We start from the raw sequence: 19,608 nt of genomic DNA on the forward strand, positions 1-19,608 counted from the left end.
GGATCTGACGTGAAGCTCTTATCCGTGATCGCGCTCCCGGACCGAGTGAAAGCCCGGTTCGAGTCGAGCTTCTCCTTGGTCGAGGGAAGGCTGGAAGATGCGGTGCATCTTCAACCGGACGCCATTCTCTGCTCCATTCGTCCCTATCGCTTTGACCGGGTGGTGATCGAGACTCTGCCTGCCTCGGTAAAGATGATCGCGACCTACTCCGTTGGACATGATCACATCGATCTCGAAGCGGCGGCCGCCCGGCGCATTGCTGTCTTCAACACACCAGGCGTCCTTTCGGATGCCGTGGCCGACGCCGCGATGCTGCTCATGCTTGGCGCGGCGCGCCGAGCAACAGAGAGCATCGCACTGCTTCGTGAAAAGCGTTGGACTGGATGGACGCCGGACCAACTGATCGGGTCAGAGCTTGGCGGCAAGACGCTGGGCATCCTGGGCATGGGCGAGATCGGGCGCCGCGTCGCCCAGCGCGCCCGCGCCTTCGGGATGAACATCGCTTATCATAATCGCCGGGCGGTGGCGGAGGAGCAGGCGCTATTCCATCCAGATCCCCACGCGTTGATCGCTCAAAGTGACGTCGTCTTGCTGGCTTGGCCATCGACGCCTGAAACACGGCAATTCATCGCCGCAAAAACACTCGCTCTCGCCAAGTCATCCATGATCCTGTTGAATGTCGGGCGAGGCGATCTAGTCAATGACGAGGACCTTATCGATGCGCTAAAAGAAGGGCGCATTCTCGCTGCTGGTCTCGATGTCTTCGACAATGAGCCGAACCTGCATCCAGGCTATCTCGACCTCCCCAATGCGTTTCTGCTTCCACACATCGGCAGTTCAACCTGGGAAGCCCGCCTCGCCATGGCCGACATACTTGTCGAAGCTATGGAGACGCATGACGCGGGCGGCAGGCCCGTGAACCGCATCGCCTGAGTGGCGGCGCCCCGCGGCGGCAGCATGAGGCGATCAACCAGTGCAAGAAGTCGCCTGCCTATGACGTGGTAGAGAACAATGGCCCGATTTGGGGATACATATAAATCGGACCAGGAACATAAGCCGCCGTTCCGGGCGTTCGCGGCGGACGAGGTCCACCAGAAAATCGCTATGTCCCGCGAATCGACATAAAACATACGCGAACGATCTGCAGCTTTGGGAAGGTGGACCGGACAGTTCGCATGTGAATTTGCTTCACGCCAACCAGGCCCGTACATCTTTGGGGGATCGAACGAGGTCTTCCCAACGACTCTAGCAAGCGGACTTCGATGGATGATCCTCGCCTGAATTTTCAGGTGGAGGATACGCCCTCTGAGGCCGAAGCACCGGTGCCGCCCTCAGCCTAGACGATGAATGGCCCGCCCACCATTGACCTGCAGCACCTCCCCGGTGATGAAGCTGTTATCGCTCGCGAGCCAGAGCGCGGCTTCAGCGATATCGACAGCCGTTCCTAACCGGCGGAGCGGCGTTGCGTTGCGGATACGCTGTTTGACAAACTCGTCGGCGAGCACGCCTGCGGCCATGGGTGTGTCTTCGGTGGGCCCAGGAGCGATGCTATTCACTCGAATGCCTCGCACTCCGAACTCGCTGGCGAGCGCACGGACCAGCACGTCTCCGGCCGCCTTTGTCGCCATGTAGGCCGCGTGGTTTGGAAGAAGTGCGGACGCACTGACCGAAGAGATCTGGATGATGGATCCGTTATCGGCAATGCGCCGCAGTACGGCCTGCATGAACAGGAAGGTTCCGATGAACTGGACATCCGTCACACGCCGCAGATCCTCCATCGGCACGTCGAGGAAGGGTTTCACCTGGTTGAGCCCCGTAGCGTTGACGGCAATATCGACCCTGCCAAACCGCTCCACTGCCGCCGCGACCAACGTCTCGAGATCGCTCTGGCTGGTAATATCGCACGTGGCCGACGCGCCGCCGATGCTTTCGGCGAGGCGTGCCAGCTCGTTCGCGTCACGCCCGCCAACCATGACCTTGGCACCTTCGGCCGCGAAGCGAGTGGCGATTGACTGGCCCATATTGTTCGCGGTGCCTGCTCCAAGTACCACAGCAACCTTGCCTTCGAGTGCGCCCATCATTCCATCCGTTCTTTTTTGCCTGCCGACCCGTAGTTTGTTTAATTGCTTCGTTCCACGAAAGACTAGGCGGTACACGCCATGTGCAATGGGGCACCTGTTCGGCCCCAAGGACTTGATAACCCCTTGGTGCGTGGCCGATGACTGCCGCCGTCGAGGTGTCCGGCTACGGGAGGGAACTGGGCATCTTGGCCGTGCCGTTCCCCTCGGAAGTATTTGACCGAAGGGCAGCTATCCTTCAGTCTTCCTTAGAAAGCATATAATAGAAGGAAAAATGTGCGAAGACCGGGAGAAATCGTGATGCATCTTTCGATCCGGAAAGATCGACCAAGTGCCTAAGGGCTTGGCTGCGTGCATCAATGTCGAGGATTTCGCACGAGTCTCAAGGCGGAGGCTGCCTCGACCGATCGTCGACTTCTTTGACGGAGGCGCTGAGGACGAGCGCACCATGGCACGCAATCGCGCTGCCTTCGACGACTGGGCTCTCATACCAAGGAGCATGCACGACGTTGCGCAGGTAAGCGCGCAGGCCAGTGTGATGGGGCAGACCCTTGCATGGCCGTTCGTTGTCGCTCCGACCGGCATGCCTGGGCTGCTGCATCCCGACGGGGAGATAGCAATCGCTCGCGCCGCCGAGAAGGTAGGTGCCCTCTACTCCCTCTCCACGATGGCAAGCCGCTCAATCGAGGAGGTGGCAGCGGCATGTGCCGGGCCCAAAGCATTCCAGCTCTATCTGTTCCGCGATCGGGGGCTTACGCTCGAACTGCTGCAGCGTGCCAAGGCGGCTCGCTACAAAGCGCTTATCCTTGCGATCGACGTGCAGGTGCCGGCGAACCGCGAACGCGACCGCCGCAGCGGGATGCTTATCCCGCCAAAGTTTGGCTTGAAGACCGTTCTGGATTTCGCGCTTCGCCCGCGTTGGTGTTGGGACGTGCTGGTACGAAGGCCTGTGACGCTCGCGAATTTCTCCGGCGAACGGGCCGATCCGGGCGTTCCGCTCCTGACCTTCATCAACCAGCAGTTCGACCCGTCAATCAGCTGGAGTGATCTTGAATGGGTCGCCCAGCATTGGGGAGGCCCTTTGGCAATCAAGGGCATCCTCGCCGAGGATGACGCTGAAAGGGCAGTTGAACATGGCGTCGGCACGATCATCCTTTCCAATCACGGAGGGCGCCAGCTCGACGCGGCGGTGTCGCCCATGGATATGCTGCCGTCCGTCGTTGCGCGGCTCGGTGGACGAGCCGAGATCATCGTGGATGGCGGCGTGCGGCGCGGGACGGATATGCTAAAAGCGATAGCCTTGGGGGCGACCGCCTGCATGGCCGGGCGGGTCGGCCTTTACGGTCTGGGAGCGGGGGGCACTGCAGGCGCAGCGGCGGCGCTCGGTGCTTTGCGAACAGAGTTCCAGAGAGATATGGCTTTGCTGGGTGTCACCGAGGTGTCGCAGATCGATCGATCGCGCGTCCGGGGCATCAACGCTTCCGCTGTCACTCCCGCGGTTTGATCTGCGGCGATCAGCAGGAGGCTTAGCAGGATAACCGCATAATCTTCCATGGAGATAGGTGGGGCTGGCCTAAACCGTGGCGCCGCCGCTACAAATGCTGCAAACTCCCCATTGGTCACAGGCGTCTCGTCGATTCAGAACGAGTAACTGCCGAACTGTGGCATCAGAAGCAACGCATGTACTCAATATCTTGGATGAACCGTTATCTTCATTCGTGTTCTCGGCTGGTTGCTGATCGGAGGGGCATATCGAGCTTGCCGCGGAACTCTTGCATGAAGACGTGGTTGAACATTGGCAGTCGCGGTTTGCCCTGAAGCTTTTGGAGTGAGTATGTGAAGGGCGTGGAGCCTAATGCGCACAACTTCGCGCCCCATGAACGCCCTTTTTTGCCGGGCTCTCCCGCGACGCCTGATCATCCGCCCGCCCGCCGCGTCGGATATTTCGCCATCGGTACATTGCTGGGGCTGACCGGGGGCTTGGGCAACGGGCTTCTTATTGCCAATCTTCCACAAATACAGGGCTCTCTCGGTCTAAGCTCCACCGAGGGGGCATGGCTAACCGCCATCTATACGATGACGAGCGTGTGCATGAGCCTGCTGCTGATCAAGTTCAGGCAGCAATTCGGGCTCCAGCGCTTCATCCGGATCTCGTTGCTGGGTTTTCTGATCGTCACGGTGCTACAGCTTTTCGTGCATAGCTATGCCATGGAACTGATCGTCCGGGGCGCGGCGGGAATAGTCACCAGCGGTCTGACCACCCTCTGCTTCTTCTATATCATGCAGGCCATGCCGGCGGCTGCTCGCCTGTCGGGCATCATCATCGGCTTCGGCCTGGCGCAGGTGGCGCTGCCGCTCGCCCGAGTCATTTCGCCCATGCTGCTGAGGCATGGAGAGATCCAGAATCTGTTCGTGTTCGAACTTGGGCTGACGCTGCTATGCCTGGGGTCCGTCGCCCTGTTGCGGCTGCCCCCGAGCGAGAGGATCGAAGCGTTCGAGCCGCTCGATTTCCTCACCTTTTGCCTTTTCGCGCCGGGCATGGCGCTGCTGTGCGCTGTCCTCGCCCTGGGGCGCATCGTCTGGTGGACGACGCCATGGCTCGGCTATGCCGTTGCAGGGGCGATACTCCTTATCGGCGCTGCCTTGTTGATCGAGCATCACCGCGCCAACCCACTGCTTAACACACGCTGGATGCGGACGCACAACGTGCTGCGTTTCATCGCGATCGTCGCTATCATCCGCGTCCTCCTGTCGGAGCAGAACTTTGGGTCGATCGGCCTGCTGGCGGTCGTGGGCATGACGAACGATCAGCTGGTGGCATTGAACCTGATTGTCACATTGGCGGCGATCGGGGGCATCGTGGCCGGTGTCCTGACCCTCAACCCCAAGGATCTTCTTTGGCCCGTCATAGTCTCGGCCGCGATCATTGCCGGTGGAGCATTCATGGATGCCGATGCCACGAACCTCACGCGCCCGGCCAATCTTTACGCCAGCCAGGCCCTGATAGGTTTTGCTGCGCTTTTCTGGATGGGATCGGCGACCATGGTAGGCGTGTTACGCGCGCTTTCGCGGGGTCCGAGCCATATCGTCAGCTTTTCCGCCGTGTTTGGCATGGCGCAATCGCTGGGCGGGCTCGCAGGCACCGCCTTTCTCGGCAGTTACCAGACAACGCGGGAACGTCTGCATTCGCAGGAGATCGTGGAAACTCTGGTCGCGACCAACCCACTCATCCAGCAGCGGGTTCAGCAACTTGGCGGCGCCTATGCAAGGTCACTAGGCGATCCACTGCTGCGCCAGGCCGAAGGAGGGGCGCTTTTTGCCCAACAGGTCGGGCGTGAAGCGAACATCCTGGCCTATAACGACGTGTTCTTTCTGATCGGCGTCCTGGCGACGCTGGTCGTGCTTTGGCTAGGTGCGCGATGGCTCTATTTGCGAGCCAAAGGCATCAATCCGCTTGCTGAGGAGTTGGTAGCGATGCAGCAAATGCGGGAGCGAGCGGCGCAGTGAACGAAGTGTCCAGAACGCCCCAACCGGATCGGGATGGCCGGCTGGAGGATCCGGTGGAAGTGCCGGATCAGACAACGGCGACTGCCGAAGCGCCACGGCGCGGCTGGGTGCCTCCGCGGGGAAGCCGCCGTGCGACCATTCTGTTCGTTGGGCTTCTGATCGCGGGTGCGCTGCTTGCCCTTTATGCCTGGGATCTGCCGCCGTTCCGGCGTTATGTGCAGGAAACCGACAACGCCTATGTGCGCGGGCAGACCACGATCATTGCGCGGATCGATGACCGCATTTATCGCCAGCGCGTGGATCAGGCGAAAGCCAACCTCTCGACGCAGCTTGCCACTCTTGCCAACAGCCAGCAGAGCCAGCGCTCGAGTGAGGCGGCGCTTGGCGGGCAGGAAGCCGGTATCGCAAGCGCACGCGCGCAACTGCTTCGCGCGCAGGCGGACATGCGGCGGGTCGATGAACTCGCCGGCGAAGGGTCGGTGTCCGAACGGGAGTGGGACCAGACCCGCGCGGGGCTGGCCCAGGCGGAAGCAGCCGTGCGACAGGCACAGGCACAACGCGCGATCGGTCGGGAGGAAGTACAATCCGTGCTGGTCGGTCGGGGAGGCCTTGAGGCAGGGGTCGAAAATGCTCGAGCGGCGCTGAAGCTCGCCGAGATCGATCTGGCAAACACCATTATTCTCGCTCCCCAATCTGGACGGCTGGGAGAGGTTTCGGTTCGCCTTGGCCAATATGTCACCGCAGGTAGCCAGCTTATGTTTCTGGTGCCGCCGACAGTCTGGGTGGCTGCCAATTTCAAGGAGCGTCAGACTGCCCTCATCCGCCCCGGTCAGCCCGCCAGCTTCAGCGTGGATGCGCTGAATGGTGCGGAAATCAGAGGTAGAGTGGAAAGCCTTGCCCCGGCGGCTGGTAGCGAATTTTCCGTAATCCGGCCAGACAATGCGACCGGCAATTTCGTGAAGGTGCCCCAGCGGCTGTCGGTCCGCATCGCGATCGATCACCTCGACCCGCTCTATCCCCGGCTGAGCCCCGGCATGTCGGTGGAAGCGCGGGTGGACACGCGCGGCACGCCTGCGCCGCGATGAGAACCGCTTTTGCGCTGGCAAGCACGGCGATGCTCGTCGCGGGGTGCGCAGCCCCCAACCTACCGCGTCCCTCAGCTTCGTCGGTCAGCGCGCCGCCCGGTTGGCGGACAGAGCTGCCCGCCCCCAACGCCGCGGTAAATGCTGGATGGTGGCAAGGCTTCGGCGACCCGATACTGACTGGCCTCGTCGAACGAGCGCTGGCTCACAACCCGGATGTCGCCATTGCAGCCGCAAGGGTACAGGAAGCGCGAGCCAATGAACGGCTTGCCCGTGCGCAATTATTTCCTACGCTGGATGTCGGCGCGGGCGTCACGCGTTCGCGCAGTATCGGTCCACTGGGCGCTGCTACCGAAACCACGGCGGGTCAGCCCCTGTTCCAGGCGGCCTATGAGGTGGACCTGTTCGGCCGGATAGGAAATCAGGTGGAGGCCGCCCGCCTCACCGCTGCTGCATCGGAAGCTGCACGCGACGCTGCAGCCCTGGCGGTCGCCTCTGCCACGGCGAGCGGCTATGTGACCTTGCTCGGACTAGACGCCCGTCGAGCGATCGTGCGGGCGACGATCGCCTCTCGCGGCGAAGCGCTCAGGCTGGCGCGATCCCGTGCGGAAGCTGGCTACACCTCCGACCTGGAGCTGCGTCAGGCGCAGGCGGAGTTTGAAGCGACGGCCCAGCTTTTGCCGCAGGTCGACTTGGCCATAGGACGGCAGGAGAATGCGCTCAGCCTGTTGGTCGGGGAGTCGCCTCGCGCGATCGCGCGGGAGGATTCCCTCGATCGCCTGAGGCCCCTGCCCGTCCCGGAGGGTCTGCCTTCCGAACTGCTGCGCCGCCGACCCGACCTTGCCCAGACGGAACGGATTCTCGCGGCTTCCGACAGATCGCTCGCCGCGGCACGGGCGCAGTATCTGCCAAGCATCCGGCTGACGGGCACTGCCGGGTTGACGCTGTCGACGGCGTTGCGGGACCCGTTGTCGATCTGGTCACTGGGCGCCAGCATTCTTGCGCCTCTGTTCGAAGGCGGCCGGCTTTGCGCCAATGTGGAGGGCGCGGCGGCAAGGCGTGATCAGGCAGCCTTCGCCTATCAGCGGGCCGCACTGACGGCCTTCCGCGAGGTCGATGATGCCTTGCTCGGCCTTGATCGGCTGGCGGCGCAGCGAGTCCGGCAGGAAGCCCAGCGCAGCGCTCTTGCTGAAGCGCTTCGCCACGCCACCAATCGCTATCGTGCAGGCTACACGACTTATCTGGAACAACTCGATGCGCAGCGCGCATTGCTGTCCGCCGAACTGAGCGTCGTTCAGTTGCGCGTGGACGAACTCAATACTCTGATCACGCTCTATCAGGCCATGGGCGGCGGCTGGTCAGTCAACCCAGGTGAGTAGGTCGTTTGCGCCTTATTGGTCGCCTCGATTTCCTCCATAGCAGGGTTTGCGACCACGACTGCGTCCTGCTTTCTCTCCGGCCTGATGTAAATCGATGTCAGCTGGGGCAGCGCCTGCTTCAATGTCTGCTCTACCTCTTCGATGATCGCTTCCCCGGTCCCCATGGACAGTTCATCGACAAAATCGGCGCTGATGGCGACGAACACCGCATCGGGCGCGGTGTGAATGGTGCGGACGTGATTGACCGCGACGATTTCCGGTCGGTGCTCGAGTACGCGTCGCACATACTGGATCAATTGCGGCTCGGCGCTCTCGCCGATCAGCAGACCCTTGGCCTCGCGGGCGAGCAGGATGGCTACGATCGCCAGGATCAGGCCGATGACGACTGAAGCGATGCCGTCCATGGGAGCATAGTCGTAGTGATGACTGGACCACACGCCGAGCGCCGCGATGAGAAGGCCCATCAGGGCCGCGCTGTCTTCAAACAGGACGATGAAGCCGGCAGGATCTTTCGACCGCCGTATCGCGCTCCACCAACGGATCGTGCCGCGGGTCGCATTGAACTCGCGCACGGCGATGGTCCAGGACGCCCCTTCCAGCAGGAAGGCCACGGCCAAAACCGCATAGTTGACGAACGGATCGCGCAGCGGTTCAGGATTGCGGATATGATCGATGCCCTCGAAGATTGAGACACCCGCCCCGAGCGCGAAGATGAGGATCGCCACGTTGAAGGCCCAGAAATACAATTCGCGCCCGTAGCCGAAGGGGTGGGCGGGATCAGGCGGCTTCCGCGCGCGCCGCTGGCCATAGAGCAGCAGCATCTGGTTGCCTGAATCGACCAGAGAATGCACGCCCTCGGTCAACATGGACGAGGAGCCGCTGATCGCGGAGGCGACGAACTTGGCAAGGGCTATGCCCACATTCGCAGCCAGCGCGCCGTAGAGGACGATATTGGCTTTGAGGCTGCCGGTGCTGGCCTGCTCTGCCGCACCTTCAGGGGAGGGCATAGGCAATGACCTCGTCACCAACGGGCGTTTCCATGAAATGATGGCCGCCGGGCGCGATGACCAGAAATTGCTTTCCACCCACTGCGTAGGTCATTGGCGTCGCCTGGCCGCCGGCGGGCAGCTTGTCGGTCCACAGCGTCTTGCCCGTGCGCAGGTCTATGGCTCGGACGAGATTGTCGGTGGCGGCGGCGATGAAGATGACGCCACCGGCCGTGACCACCGCGCCGCCATTATTGGGCGTGCCGATCTCGAACGGCAGCATGGACGGGATGCCGAAAGGGCCATTGGTGCGAGCCTGGCCGAGCGGGCGGTCCCAGATGGTCTTTCCGGTCGCCATGTCGATTGCCCGGATGCCACCATAAGGCGGGCGCTTGCAGAGCATGCCGGTCCAGGGAAGGCGCCATCCGGCATTGACATCGATCGCATAGGGCGTGTGCGCCTGCGGATCGCCGGCACCTTCCGCTCCGCCAATCTCGCCGCGTGCCTGATCGCGAGGCGCCCAGCCCTTCCGGTTGGCCTCTGCACGCGGAACGAGACGGACGTAATTTGGCATATCGTTGTAATTGGCGATGATTACGCCCCGGCGCGGATCGACCGCGATGCCGCCCCAGTCCGTGCCGCCATTATAGCCCGGATATTCGATCGAGCGCCGATCGCTTTCGGGCGGAGTATAGAAGCCTTTGTAGCTCGCCTTCCTGAACTGGATGCGGCAGATCATCTGATCGATAGGCGACATTCCCCACATATCGCGTTCGGTCAGGTCACGCTTGCGGAGCGTATGCCAGAGCGACACAGGTTGCGTGGCGCTACGTTGTTTCGGCTCGACTCCGCCCTGGGGCACTCGCAGTTCGCCGACCGGCGTCAGCGGTCGGCCAGTGCGGCGGTCCAACACATAGACGTCTCCCTGCTTGGAAGGGAGCACCAGCGCTGGCGTCCCTCGCCAGTCCACCAGCGTCGCCTGCGCGCCGAAATCATAGTCCCAGACATCGTTTCGTACCGCTTGGAACCGCCAGCGCGGCTTGCCCGTGGTCACATCCAGCGCAACCAGTGACGTGGCGAATGTCCGCTCCTGAGGGCGGCGCAGGCTGGAATAATAGTCGGCGGCAGCATTGCCCATGGGCAGGTAGACCAAGCCCAGTGCTTCATCGCCGCTGGCGATCGTCCACATATTGGGTGTGCCGCGCGCCCATGTCTGGCCTTGGGGCGGATAACCGTCCCAATCCGGGTGCATCATGTCCCACGCCCAGCGCAGCTTGCCTGTTACTGCATCAAAGCCGCGAATGGCGCCAGAGGGTGCCCATCGGTCCTGCCCGTCCAGCACCTGATGCCCCGTGACCACGATATTTCGGATGATTGTGGGCGGTGAGTTTATGGAAACATAACCCGAAGGCGTATGTCCCATGCCGATCTTCGTATCGACCTCCCCGTTTCGGCCGAAATCCTGGCAGCGGGCGCCTGTCCGGGCATCTATGGCGAACAGCCGCGCATCGAGCGTCCCGAAGATGAGCCGAGTTGCGCAGGGCTGAGCGGGAGGCGCGCTAGCGACGGCATAGTAGCTCACACCCCGGCAGGCGGCTGTATAGGGGATCGCAGCATCTGGCACGCGCGGATCGAAGCGCCAGCGTTGCCGGCCTGTCGCCGGGTCGAGCGAAAGCACGATGTTCTTAGGCGTGCAGACATAGAGATTATCACCCACCTTGAGGGGCGTGTTTTCACCGCCATAGGTGTTGGCGATCTTATCCGAGGAAGGAAGGTCGCCTGTGTGAATGGCCCAAACCCGCTTGAGCGATCCGACATTGTCCGGCGTGATCTGCGCAAGCGGAGAAAAACGCCGAGCGCTGTAACTGCCACCATAGGCCGGCCAATCGGCACCAGCCCGCATCGGCGCGGGATCGGTCCCCGGACTTGCCATCTGCGGCAGCGGCGAGGAAGGTCCGACGTCGTCGGCGCGGTCGAAAAGGATCGCCGTCACCGCTGTCACGACGACTAAGACGACGCTCGCCGCAATGCCGAGGCGCCATCGGTTCGGACTGCTCGAAAGGACGGGAAGCACAAGGAAGGTCGCTATCAGCAGCACCAGCGGCGCAATGACTCGCGGCACGAGCGCCCAATTATCTGTGCCGACTTCGGCCAGCGCCCATACGATGGTAGCAACGAAGATCAGGATATAGAGCATCCCGCCGGCTTTTCGTCGGCGTATCAGCAAGGTACCCGCGACAATCATCGCCAGCCCCGTAAGCAGATAATAGAGGGATCCTCCAAGCGCAGCGAGCCAGGCTCCGCCGACTGCGAGTATTGCTCCGATTACTGCGATGATCAGACCAAGGATCACTGGCGCAATCGGGCGCGTGACGGGGAATGACGAGGCTGCCATAACCGCGCTTTCCTGAAGTTGTTGAATTGTCCCAATGACAATCATGGGGTCCGGGATCAGTTCCCGCCGAGCCGAACTTGCGTGCCCGAGACTGATTTGCGTGAGTCGCATTCCATGCTCGGCTGTGCCAACCCCACATGAAAGCAACATATGATACCTACTTCCTCAGCGGGAGAGCCAGGCCTGCCAGCGCACTCCAGGCCAAGATAATGGCGCTAAAAGCCTTGGCGATAATGCTGTCGGACGATCCTTTGCCACTCGGCGATGGTTCGGTCGTACTTCTTTTCTATGGAAGGGAAATAGGAAGCCGGGCCTTTGACAGATTGATCTGCCATGACGGGGATAAAAGGCTTTAGTGGGCTCTTGGTCAAGTCAGCTTTGGACGACGCGAGTGGAACTGCCGTCGCGACAAAGGTCCGATCCAGCGATCAGTGGATCAGGCTCCCGAGTGTGACATGCTCCGCAATTTTGTCAGTAAATGTGGTCATCTCCCACCTGCGTTCTCCGCGTCTCCGGTGTAGGGCATGTTCATGGATGCCATCATCTGACGATGTGGTGCGGTATGCAGCCATATATAGGGAGGCCCATCCTTAGTCAGTGACGAGGCTTCGACTGCATGCGTCGGGCTCCGGTTCATCATATGGACTCCTCCAGTCGCGAGGCCTGCAGCGCTCAGCGCCATCCACACGGCCATGGCGATCATCATCAGGTTTTCAGTGAGTGATATGAAACCCAGCGGCACGTTGCTTGAGCCGCCGACGCAGGCGCACTTCAGTTCCCGCTTGTCGACATAGACCGCCTTGAACACAGATACCGCGCCGATTGTGGCGATGAACAACGCAATCGGAACTGACAGCCAGGTGAGCGCGCCCGAGATCATCAATACGCCCGCGAGCCCCTCGGCGAATGGATAGACGTAACTGTAAGGAACCCAGCGCTTCGCCAGCAGGTCATAGTTGAGGAACATCGTTGCGAAGCTCTCAATGTCCTGAAGCTTCAGTAGCGCCAGGACGACCATTGAGAAACCAATGAACCATTCCGCGGCAAGCAAGGTGAACACACTACCGGTTACGGCATGGCTCGCCGCCAGCGCCATCAGGGCAGTCATGGAGAATAAGGCGATTACCGGCCGGTAACTGGTCGCCTTGGGGTCTACCACACGTTTGCCCAGAAAGCGGCGCAGGTCGTCATGGCCGCCGATGCGTATGCCGCCAAGGAAAACCTGGGGGGTGGTGGCGACGCCGTGCTCGTCCTTGAACGCGTCGGTCTCCTCGCGCGTGGTGAGGTGATGATCCTCCACCTCGTAGCCAGCTCGCTTCAGCAGGTGCGCGGCCTTCAACCCGTAGGGGCAGGTATGCTTGGGCATCACCATACGATAGATGACCGCCTTCTTGGCGGCTGTCGGTTGGTTGTTCATGTCCGACATTTCACGCTCCTTGTGATCTTGTCGGGCAGCATATAGGGTCCGTACCATGGTACAGAGTCAAGGCCCTAGATCACTAACAATCGGGCAATTAGCAGCCGGCGGCAATGTGGGTGTCGAGACAGTTCGGTTCTATCAACGCAAGGGTCTGCTCGAGACGCCGACGCGGGAGACGGGCATCAGGCGCTACGGCTCCGAAGATCTCCGCCGACTGCGCTTCATCAAGCACGCTCAGGCCGCTGGTTTCACGCTTGAGGAGATCCGTGAGCTTCTGGAGTTGGATGCGGGCGAGGATCGCAGTCGCGCCCGCGAGCTTGCGAGGGGCCGTGTCGAAGCGTTGGATGCGAAGATCGCCGAACTCGACCGCGCCCGCAACGCGCTCCGAAGGCTGGCGGCAGAATGCGAAGCGGGAGGTCAGGGGCCCTGTCCCATCCTTGCATCATTCGACGTGTGATCCGATTGCCTGCTTCGTCATCGAAATCGCCCTGGCGTCACCCGACTGGGCAGCGGTTGCCAGCGGCTTCACGCCGCGGAGTGAAGGTAAAGACGCTCAGAGCTTTTATTCGCTGGCTAGCGGATCGATAACAGGCTCGGCTCTACGCTGCACTCCCGGCTTGGTTTACCCTTACGCTACAATCTGATAACAACTCGTGCCATGGGTCACAGCCTCTCTCCGGTGCGCTTCCACGCTCTTCAGCCGCAGCTGGTGCGGCTTCTGGGGTCGTCCAGGCGAGCCATTGCGGTATGGCTAACGGTGCTCACGATCCTGTTTTGCGCGGTCTTGCCAGTAGGGTTGCCCTTAACTGCGTCCCATGGATCTGCGTTCAATCCCGCCACGGCGAGCGTCGTCGTCCTTGCCAAGGAACATCATCGCGACGTTCCAGCGGAGCGTCAGGCCGATACCCAGCGCGACAAGTTCCCCCGCGTTTGGCAGGTTGAGCATGTTCTGCCCTCACCGATCCTCACTGCAGTGACGCTCATACTTGCAGCAACATCTATCACTGTTATCCAAGCCGCGGCTTCAACGCTTCATGTACAAGTCGTTGTGCGGGGTCGTTCTGCGCGAGAACCCCCGGCGGCGTGACGTCCATCTGGAGTCTGCCTAGTATCTGACAGAGCAGTGCTAGCAGCGCGTGAGCGCTTCTCCATCATCCCGTGACCTCTTAGCTTTTGAGCGCTGTATGCGTTTCCGGGAGGCTAACATGACAAACGATGACAAACGCCCTCCTTGGTGGTTCGTGCCTACAATTTGGGCAGGAATGGCTGCTTTCGCGACTTTGCTCGCGGCGGCTTCGGCACAGGCATAGGATCGGTCCGTACGGAAGCCGGCAGCTACAGGCCGGCTTCCGCGATGCAACTGTTACAGGAAAATTGATGTCCCATTATAGCCCGCTGATCGCAACCATTGTCGCAGGCCTGTTCGTAGCCTTTGTGTTCGGCGCCGTAGCCTATAAACTCAAAGTATCTCCAATTGCCGGCTATTTGCTTGCCGGCGTCATGGTCGGCCCCTTCACGCCCGGCATCGTCGCGCATTCGGGCATGGCCAATGAGTTAGCGGAAATCGGAGTCATCCTTCTGATGTTCGGCGTGGGTCTGCACTTTTCACTGCGCGATCTCATGTCGGTCCGCAAGATCGCCGTACCCGGCGCAGTCGTGCAGATCGCGGTCGCGACGGGGATGGGGATGGTACTGGCCTGGGTTGTCGGTTGGGGACTGGCAGCGGGGTTGGTGTTCGGGCTGGCGCTGTCTGTTGCGAGCACCGTAGTGCTGTTGCGGGCGCTACAGGACCACGACGTCGTGCAGACCGAACGTGGTAGAATTGCTGTCGGCTGGCTGATCGTCGAAGATCTGGCGATGGTGCTGGCTCTCGTACTTCTGCCTGTCGCAGCTGGCATGATGAATGGCGCCACTCAGGGTGGCAGCGCTATCCTGCAGCCTCTGCTGACGACTTTCCTCAAGGTGGCTGGATTTGTCGCGCTAATGTTGATCGTAGGGCGCAGGGTGATCCCGTGGACCTTGCAATGGGTCGTCGGAACCGGATCGCGCGAATTGTTCCGCCTCGCTGTACTGGCGATCGCCTTGGGAGTAGCCTTTGGCGCGGCGGTCGCATTTGATGTCTCGTTCGCGCTTGGAGCGTTCTTCGCGGGGATGATCTTGGGTGAGACGTCACTCAGCCGCCGCGCGGCCGAGGAGACCCTGCCGCTGCGCGATGCGTTCGCCGTACTTTTCTTCGTGTCGGTAGGCATGCTGTTCAATCCAGCGGTGATCGTCCAGCAGCCTATCGTACTGCTCGCGACGGTGGCCATCATCATCTTTGGCAAATCATTAGCCGCGTATCTGATCGTCCGCGGGTTCGGCCATACCCGGCAGACCGGTCTCACGGTGGCCACGAGCTTGGCGCAAATAGGGGAGTTCTCCTTCATTCTGGCTGGCCTCGGTACCGAGCTGGGTATGCTGTCGCCGGCCGCCCGGGACATAATCCTGGCTGCTGCAATGATCTCCATTTTCCTCAATCCTTTCCTCTTCTCCTGGATCGCCGAAACGGGTGAAGAGCCAGGGTCAGAGGGCGGGCGCATCACCCCTGTGGATCTGCCGGCCGGCCATATCATCTTGGTTGGTTATGGCCGCGTGGGCAGCATGATCGCCGCTGAGCTCAAGCGCCGCAACAAGGCGTTCGTGGTGATAGAAGACCAAGGCGACATGGTGCGTCAGGCGGAGCAGGACGGGGTACGTGTGGTCGAAGGAAATGCACTGATAGCGCGTAGTCTTGTCGCTGCCGGGATCGGATCAGCGAGCAAACTGCTGATTGCGATCCCCGCGGGCTTTGAGGCTGGTGCCATCCTGCAGCACGCCCGCATCCTTAATCCCCGCCTGCCAGTGATTGCCAGAGCGCACTCGACCGATGAAGTTGCTCATCTTCAGAATCTTGGCGTCGACCATGTCGTTATGGGAGAGCAGGAAACGGCCAACAAAATGCTGGAATTGTCTGCCACCATGGCAGCGGCAAGCAATATGCTTTAACGCGTGTGACAGGAACGGCAGGAAGAAAACTGACGATCTCACTTCTTCCTTTTGCAGTCTCAATGGGCAAATTTCCAGACAGCCCTGAGCATCGCAGGGACGATCGCGCACTGGCCAGCTTCGCTATGCGTCGATCTGCGCCGATCAACAGCCTGCGCACAGGGGCCTGGTTACAAAGTGACAGCCCAAAGGCGCATATCTTCAGAAATGATATTTGATACCGATCCGCAATGTGCGAGGTTCGATAACCCGGCTCAGTCGCGCTTCGACTGGCGCAGCGTCAATTTTCGGTAAGTAGGACTCATAGAAATACGCCATGTCCTTGTCCTTCCTGGAAAGAACGTTCAGGACTTCCGCATAAACCTCCGTCCGTCGGAGTCTCCGCGACGCGCGCAGGTTTAGGACCGTGCTTCCCTTGTCACGCACGCTGTCGTCCTCGACTAGCGGATAGGGGCCGAGGTGACGGAGACGGACGCTAGCCGACCATTCGTCAAACACCAGCGAAGCACCCGCCGACGCTGCATTTTCAAAGGCATTGGGAATGCGCGTACCATCGTCATAGCGCGAATGACTGGCCGTAAAGTTCGCGTCCAGCGCCAGCCATGCGACAGGGCGCCAAAAGCCAACCAGTTCATAGCCCCGCCTTGTGCTCGCTCCGGTCGGTTCGACCGCGTTGGAATCGCCGACGAACCGGAGCTCGCTGTCGACCTTGAGCCAGAAGTAGGTCGTGGTCAGGCTGAAGTTGGTGCGCTGGAATCGGGCGCCCAGTTCCTTACCGGTGCCGCGCACCAGCAACGGCACGGGGCTGGTATCGTTCACTGCGCCTCGCGCGTCGTTCGAATGGAAACCACGCCCCCAGTTGGCATAAAATTCTAGGCTGGGATCGGGGGTCCAGGCGAAGGCGAACTTGGGCGACACGATGCTGCTTCGGCCCTTGCCCTCACCGAGCGCCGCGGCTGCGCTGTCACGGGAGCGGATGTCGTACCAGTAATGGTCGCCACGCAAGCCGCCGATAAGGCGAACTCCGGCAAGGGGCCGTAGCGTAAGTTCGCCATATGCGGCTGCGGACCCTTCATCGACGCGATATGCACCGAGGGATTCGACGAACCGGCCGCTATCGGTGTGGTAGACGCCGACATTGCCAATGGCGTCGTAGCGGCCGTCTCCGCCAAGCTTGAGATCCGCCCAGGAAGCGAGGGACCAATCCCGCCAAAGCGATCCGCCGACGACCCAGCGGCGGTCGAATTGTTCGATCTGGGCGCTGGACGCGTCGGGATTGGCGAACGTCGGGTTCGAACTCATCCGCCAGTTATAATATTGCGCGTAAAGGGTGCCCGCCCAGTTCTGGCCATCCAGGTTCGCGCTGAGGATCAACCGATCAGTCCGCCCGCGCGCGGTGGGGTCGGGCGAACAGAAGACGGTCGGGCACGCGGAAGTTCCAATCGCCCGCTCCGGGACCTGCTCCGTCGGACGCCATGTACCATGATAGCCGTGCAGGGCGATCGCTAGACGAGCCAGGCCGATGTCCGCCGAATATTTGGCGAACCCGGAATAATGGCGCAGTCGTTCGGGCAGTTGCCAAGGGCCGTCGTAGATCTTGACCTGCCCCACGAGCGTCAGCTTTCCGCCCTCTCCGGCCGCGTTCAGCGTGCCGCCCGCCGCGACACGGCGCCAGCCATAGCTGCCCCCTTCAACGGAAAGCCATGGCGCATCGAAGGCGTCGATCGTGGAGATATGGGCAGCACCAGCCATCGCAAAGTCGCCGCCATCTGCGCGGTAGGGGCCTTTACGATAATCCTCACGATCGACGAGTTCGGGGATCAGCCCGTTCAGATCGAGATATCCCTGCCCATGGCCATGCGTGCGCAAGTTCATCTGCACGCCGTCGACATAGGTCGCGAAGTCCGATCCATGATCGAGATTGAAGCCGCGCAGAAAATACTGATTGGCCTTGCCGCTGCCCGAATGCTGGGCGGCGACCATGCCGGGAACGGCCTCTAGTAGTTCGGCCACGCGCAGCAGCGGGCGGATCAGGATGTCGGACCCGGCAAGGCTGCCCTCGCTTGCAGCGCCGGCAATTCCGATTTTGCTCTCGCCTCGCCCGAATACGATGATATCTTCTGCGTCCGTATCTGCAAACGCAGGCGAACTCCACACAAGCGCCAGTGATCCTGCCGCGACGAGGCAGGCGACCGGCAAGCGAACCATGAACCATGGCATCAGCTGGGCGCTTTGCCGAACCGTGCTTCGAGGATAGTAGTCAAAGGCTCCACATCTGCTGGAGCCACAGGCGCACCATAGACGGTGATCATCTTTTTGATTGCGTCGCGCCAGAATTGCGCACCCTTGCCGCGGGGCTGAGTGGTGAGATAGTCGAGCGAATGGCACCCCGAGCAATTGGCCTGCACAAGCTGCGCGTCAGGCTGCGACAAGTCGCGCGGAATTGTTTCGGGTGGGATTTCATAGCTGACGGAGCGAGCGACGCTTGCCGAGGTGAGGCCAGCGGCAGCGAGGAGAGCGAGAGCAGAAATGCGCATCATACAGCCTCCACCGTGATGGCTTCCACGACATTGCGCATATAGCCCGCTGGTTGCCAAAGTGGCGTGAAAGGCTGTGTCGCACCATCTTTGCCGATGGCGCGGACATGAATGCCCTGCCGCCCCTTGGGCAGGTTCAGGCCAAGGCGCCATTCGCGGAAGGAATAGCGGCCCAGATCTTCCCCCAATCGCGCTTCCTGCCAGTTAGCGCCGCCGTCCGAAGATATGAGAACAGCCGCAACGCCGCTGCCGCCGTCGAACGCGATGCCCCGAAACTCTGCGATGCGACCGGCGCGCACCTTCCCGCCATCCTTGTGGCTGGTGATGAAGGAGCGGATATTGAGGCGGCCGATCGGCTTGGTCTTGTCGGGCTTTTGACCCGGTTCCACACAATGGCAGTCATTGTCGGGAATGCGATAGGCGGTCTTCATCCAGTAGCCGTCAAACTGCGTATCGACGACGTTGATCTCGTTGAGATGCTTGACCCAATAGGTGCCATAATAACCGGGCACGATGAGCCGTAGCGGGTAGCCGTTGAGGAAAGGCAAATCCGCACCGTTCATGGCCCATGCGACCATCACGTCGCCATCGCGCGCATGGTCGATGTCGAGCGCCTTGATGAAATCGGGAACGCTGTCCATCGGAGGATCGTCGAGACCGTTGAACGTCAATTGCCGCCCGCCACTGCGGAGGCCCGCCTTGTCGAGAAGCGCCTTGAGCGACACGCCGCGCCAGCGCGCATTGCCCATCGCTCCGTTGCCGAGCTGACCGCCGCCGACCCGCGGCGTGACGAAGCCGCGGCTGTTGCCCGAACACTGGTTTACCGCGACTATCTCCTGCACCGGGAAGTCCCGCTTGAGATCCGACAGTGACAGAGATAGCGGCGCCTGGACATGCCCTCCCACGGAGAGGCGAAAGCTGGCAGGGTCGATCTCGGTCGGCAGGCCGCTCAAGTGATAGCGAACGAAGAAGGCGTCATTAGGCGTCAGTATGCCCTCGTTGAAGACGTCAAAGGGCGTCTCCAGCTGTGGCGGACGCGCGGTGAGAGCGATCATCGGGCGCTTCTGCGGCATGCGAACCAGCGGACGCTCGCCATTGTCGAACGGCAAGCGTATCCGATCCGTCCGGGCAACGGCAGGCGCGGCCACCATTGCAGCGGCCGCCTCCGCGAGGAAAAGCCGACGGTTTATCGTAAGCATC

Annotated in this window: 14 protein-coding genes and 1 pseudogene; 7 read left to right on the forward strand and 8 right to left on the reverse strand. The window is 61.4% G+C overall.

All coding sequences use genetic code 11. The features are described from left to right. Nucleotides 1–9: 9 nt before the first annotated feature. Nucleotides 10–933 (forward strand): D-glycerate dehydrogenase, encoded by a 924-nt coding sequence (locus QHC67_RS01005; protein ID WP_319289981.1) that lies wholly within the window; start codon nt 10–12, stop codon nt 931–933. A 398-nt stretch (nt 934–1,331) separates the two neighbouring features. Here QHC67_RS01005 and QHC67_RS01010 read toward each other — a convergent pair whose 3' ends face one another. Beyond that, the gene (locus QHC67_RS01010) at nt 1,332–2,081 is read right to left on the reverse strand and encodes an SDR family oxidoreductase (protein WP_319289983.1); all 750 of its coding nucleotides are present in this window, start codon (nt 2,079–2,081) and stop codon (nt 1,332–1,334) included. A 328-nt stretch (nt 2,082–2,409) separates the two neighbouring features. On the opposite strand from QHC67_RS01010, the gene QHC67_RS01015 reads away from it, so the two are divergent. The 4 genes from QHC67_RS01015 to QHC67_RS01030 all read left to right on the forward strand — a co-directional run bounded on the left by QHC67_RS01015 (nt 2,410) and on the right by QHC67_RS01030 (nt 8,046). Beyond that, complete coding sequence (locus QHC67_RS01015; RefSeq protein ID WP_319289985.1) at nt 2,410–3,582, forward strand: alpha-hydroxy acid oxidase; 1,173 nt, start codon at nt 2,410–2,412, stop codon at nt 3,580–3,582. 332 nt (nt 3,583–3,914) lie between these two features. After that, complete coding sequence (locus QHC67_RS01020; RefSeq protein WP_319289987.1) at nt 3,915–5,585, forward strand: MFS transporter; 1,671 nt, start codon at nt 3,915–3,917, stop codon at nt 5,583–5,585. A gap of 5 nt (nt 5,586–5,590) precedes the next feature. Next, nucleotides 5,591–6,670 carry an HlyD family secretion protein gene (locus QHC67_RS01025; RefSeq protein WP_413818464.1) on the forward strand — a complete coding sequence of 360 codons (1,080 nt, stop codon included), beginning with the start codon at nt 5,591–5,593 and terminating at the stop codon, nt 6,668–6,670. After that, nucleotides 6,667–8,046 carry an efflux transporter outer membrane subunit gene (locus tag QHC67_RS01030; protein WP_319289989.1) on the forward strand — a complete coding sequence of 460 codons (1,380 nt, stop codon included), beginning with the start codon at nt 6,667–6,669 and terminating at the stop codon, nt 8,044–8,046. Before QHC67_RS01025 ends, QHC67_RS01030 begins: the two co-directional genes overlap by 4 nt. Here QHC67_RS01030 and QHC67_RS01035 read toward each other — a convergent pair. From QHC67_RS01035 to QHC67_RS01045, 3 genes and pseudogenes are all read right to left on the reverse strand, one after another. Continuing rightward, nucleotides 8,004–9,053 (reverse strand): cation diffusion facilitator family transporter, encoded by a 1,050-nt coding sequence (locus tag QHC67_RS01035; RefSeq protein ID WP_319289991.1) that lies wholly within the window; start codon nt 9,051–9,053, stop codon nt 8,004–8,006. The two genes, QHC67_RS01030 and QHC67_RS01035, sit on opposite strands and share 43 nt — an antisense overlap. After that, a complete protein-coding gene (locus QHC67_RS01040) occupies nt 9,040–11,427 on the reverse strand; it encodes a membrane-bound PQQ-dependent dehydrogenase, glucose/quinate/shikimate family (protein ID WP_319289993.1) in 2,388 nt (795 codons plus the stop codon). Before QHC67_RS01040 ends, QHC67_RS01035 begins: the two co-directional genes overlap by 14 nt. A 658-nt stretch (nt 11,428–12,085) precedes the next feature. Further along, nucleotides 12,086–12,844: pseudogene (locus QHC67_RS01045) on the reverse strand (MauE/DoxX family redox-associated membrane protein); the annotation flags it as partial. A 55-nt stretch (nt 12,845–12,899) separates the two neighbouring features. Between QHC67_RS01045 and QHC67_RS01050 the strand changes: the two are divergent. Beyond that, on the forward strand, nt 12,900–13,304 hold the full coding sequence (locus QHC67_RS01050) for a MerR family transcriptional regulator (protein WP_319289995.1): 405 nt from the start codon (nt 12,900–12,902) through the stop codon (nt 13,302–13,304). Between the two features lie 345 nt (nt 13,305–13,649). On the opposite strand, the gene QHC67_RS01055 is transcribed toward QHC67_RS01050, so the two are convergent. Next, a complete protein-coding gene (locus QHC67_RS01055; RefSeq protein WP_319289997.1) occupies nt 13,650–13,793 on the reverse strand; it encodes a hypothetical protein in 144 nt (47 codons plus the stop codon). A 431-nt stretch (nt 13,794–14,224) separates the two neighbouring features. Here QHC67_RS01055 and ybaL point away from each other — a divergent pair, with 431 nt between their 5' ends. Further along, nucleotides 14,225–15,871, forward strand: a complete 1,647-nt coding sequence (gene ybaL, locus QHC67_RS01060) for a YbaL family putative K(+) efflux transporter (protein WP_319289999.1) — start codon at nt 14,225–14,227, stop codon at nt 15,869–15,871. Between the two features lie 201 nt (nt 15,872–16,072). Here ybaL and QHC67_RS01065 read toward each other — a convergent pair whose 3' ends face one another. From QHC67_RS01065 to QHC67_RS01075, 3 genes are read right to left on the reverse strand one after another with little or no spacing between them, the layout of a single operon-like run. Continuing rightward, nucleotides 16,073–18,091, reverse strand: a complete 2,019-nt coding sequence (locus tag QHC67_RS01065) for a TonB-dependent receptor (RefSeq protein ID WP_319290001.1) — start codon at nt 18,089–18,091, stop codon at nt 16,073–16,075. Beyond that, the gene (locus QHC67_RS01070) at nt 18,091–18,411 is read right to left on the reverse strand and encodes a cytochrome C (protein WP_319290003.1); all 321 of its coding nucleotides are present in this window, start codon (nt 18,409–18,411) and stop codon (nt 18,091–18,093) included. The genes QHC67_RS01065 and QHC67_RS01070 overlap by 1 nt, the downstream gene beginning before the upstream one ends. Then, on the reverse strand, nt 18,408–19,607 hold the full coding sequence (locus QHC67_RS01075; protein WP_319290005.1) for a molybdopterin-dependent oxidoreductase: 1,200 nt from the start codon (nt 19,605–19,607) through the stop codon (nt 18,408–18,410). The genes QHC67_RS01070 and QHC67_RS01075 overlap by 4 nt, the downstream gene beginning before the upstream one ends. Nucleotide 19,608 lies beyond the last annotated feature (1 nt).

The sequence above is a fragment of the Sphingobium sp. genome, from assembly GCF_033795625.1.
GTDB lineage: Bacteria > Pseudomonadota > Alphaproteobacteria > Sphingomonadales > Sphingomonadaceae > Sphingobium.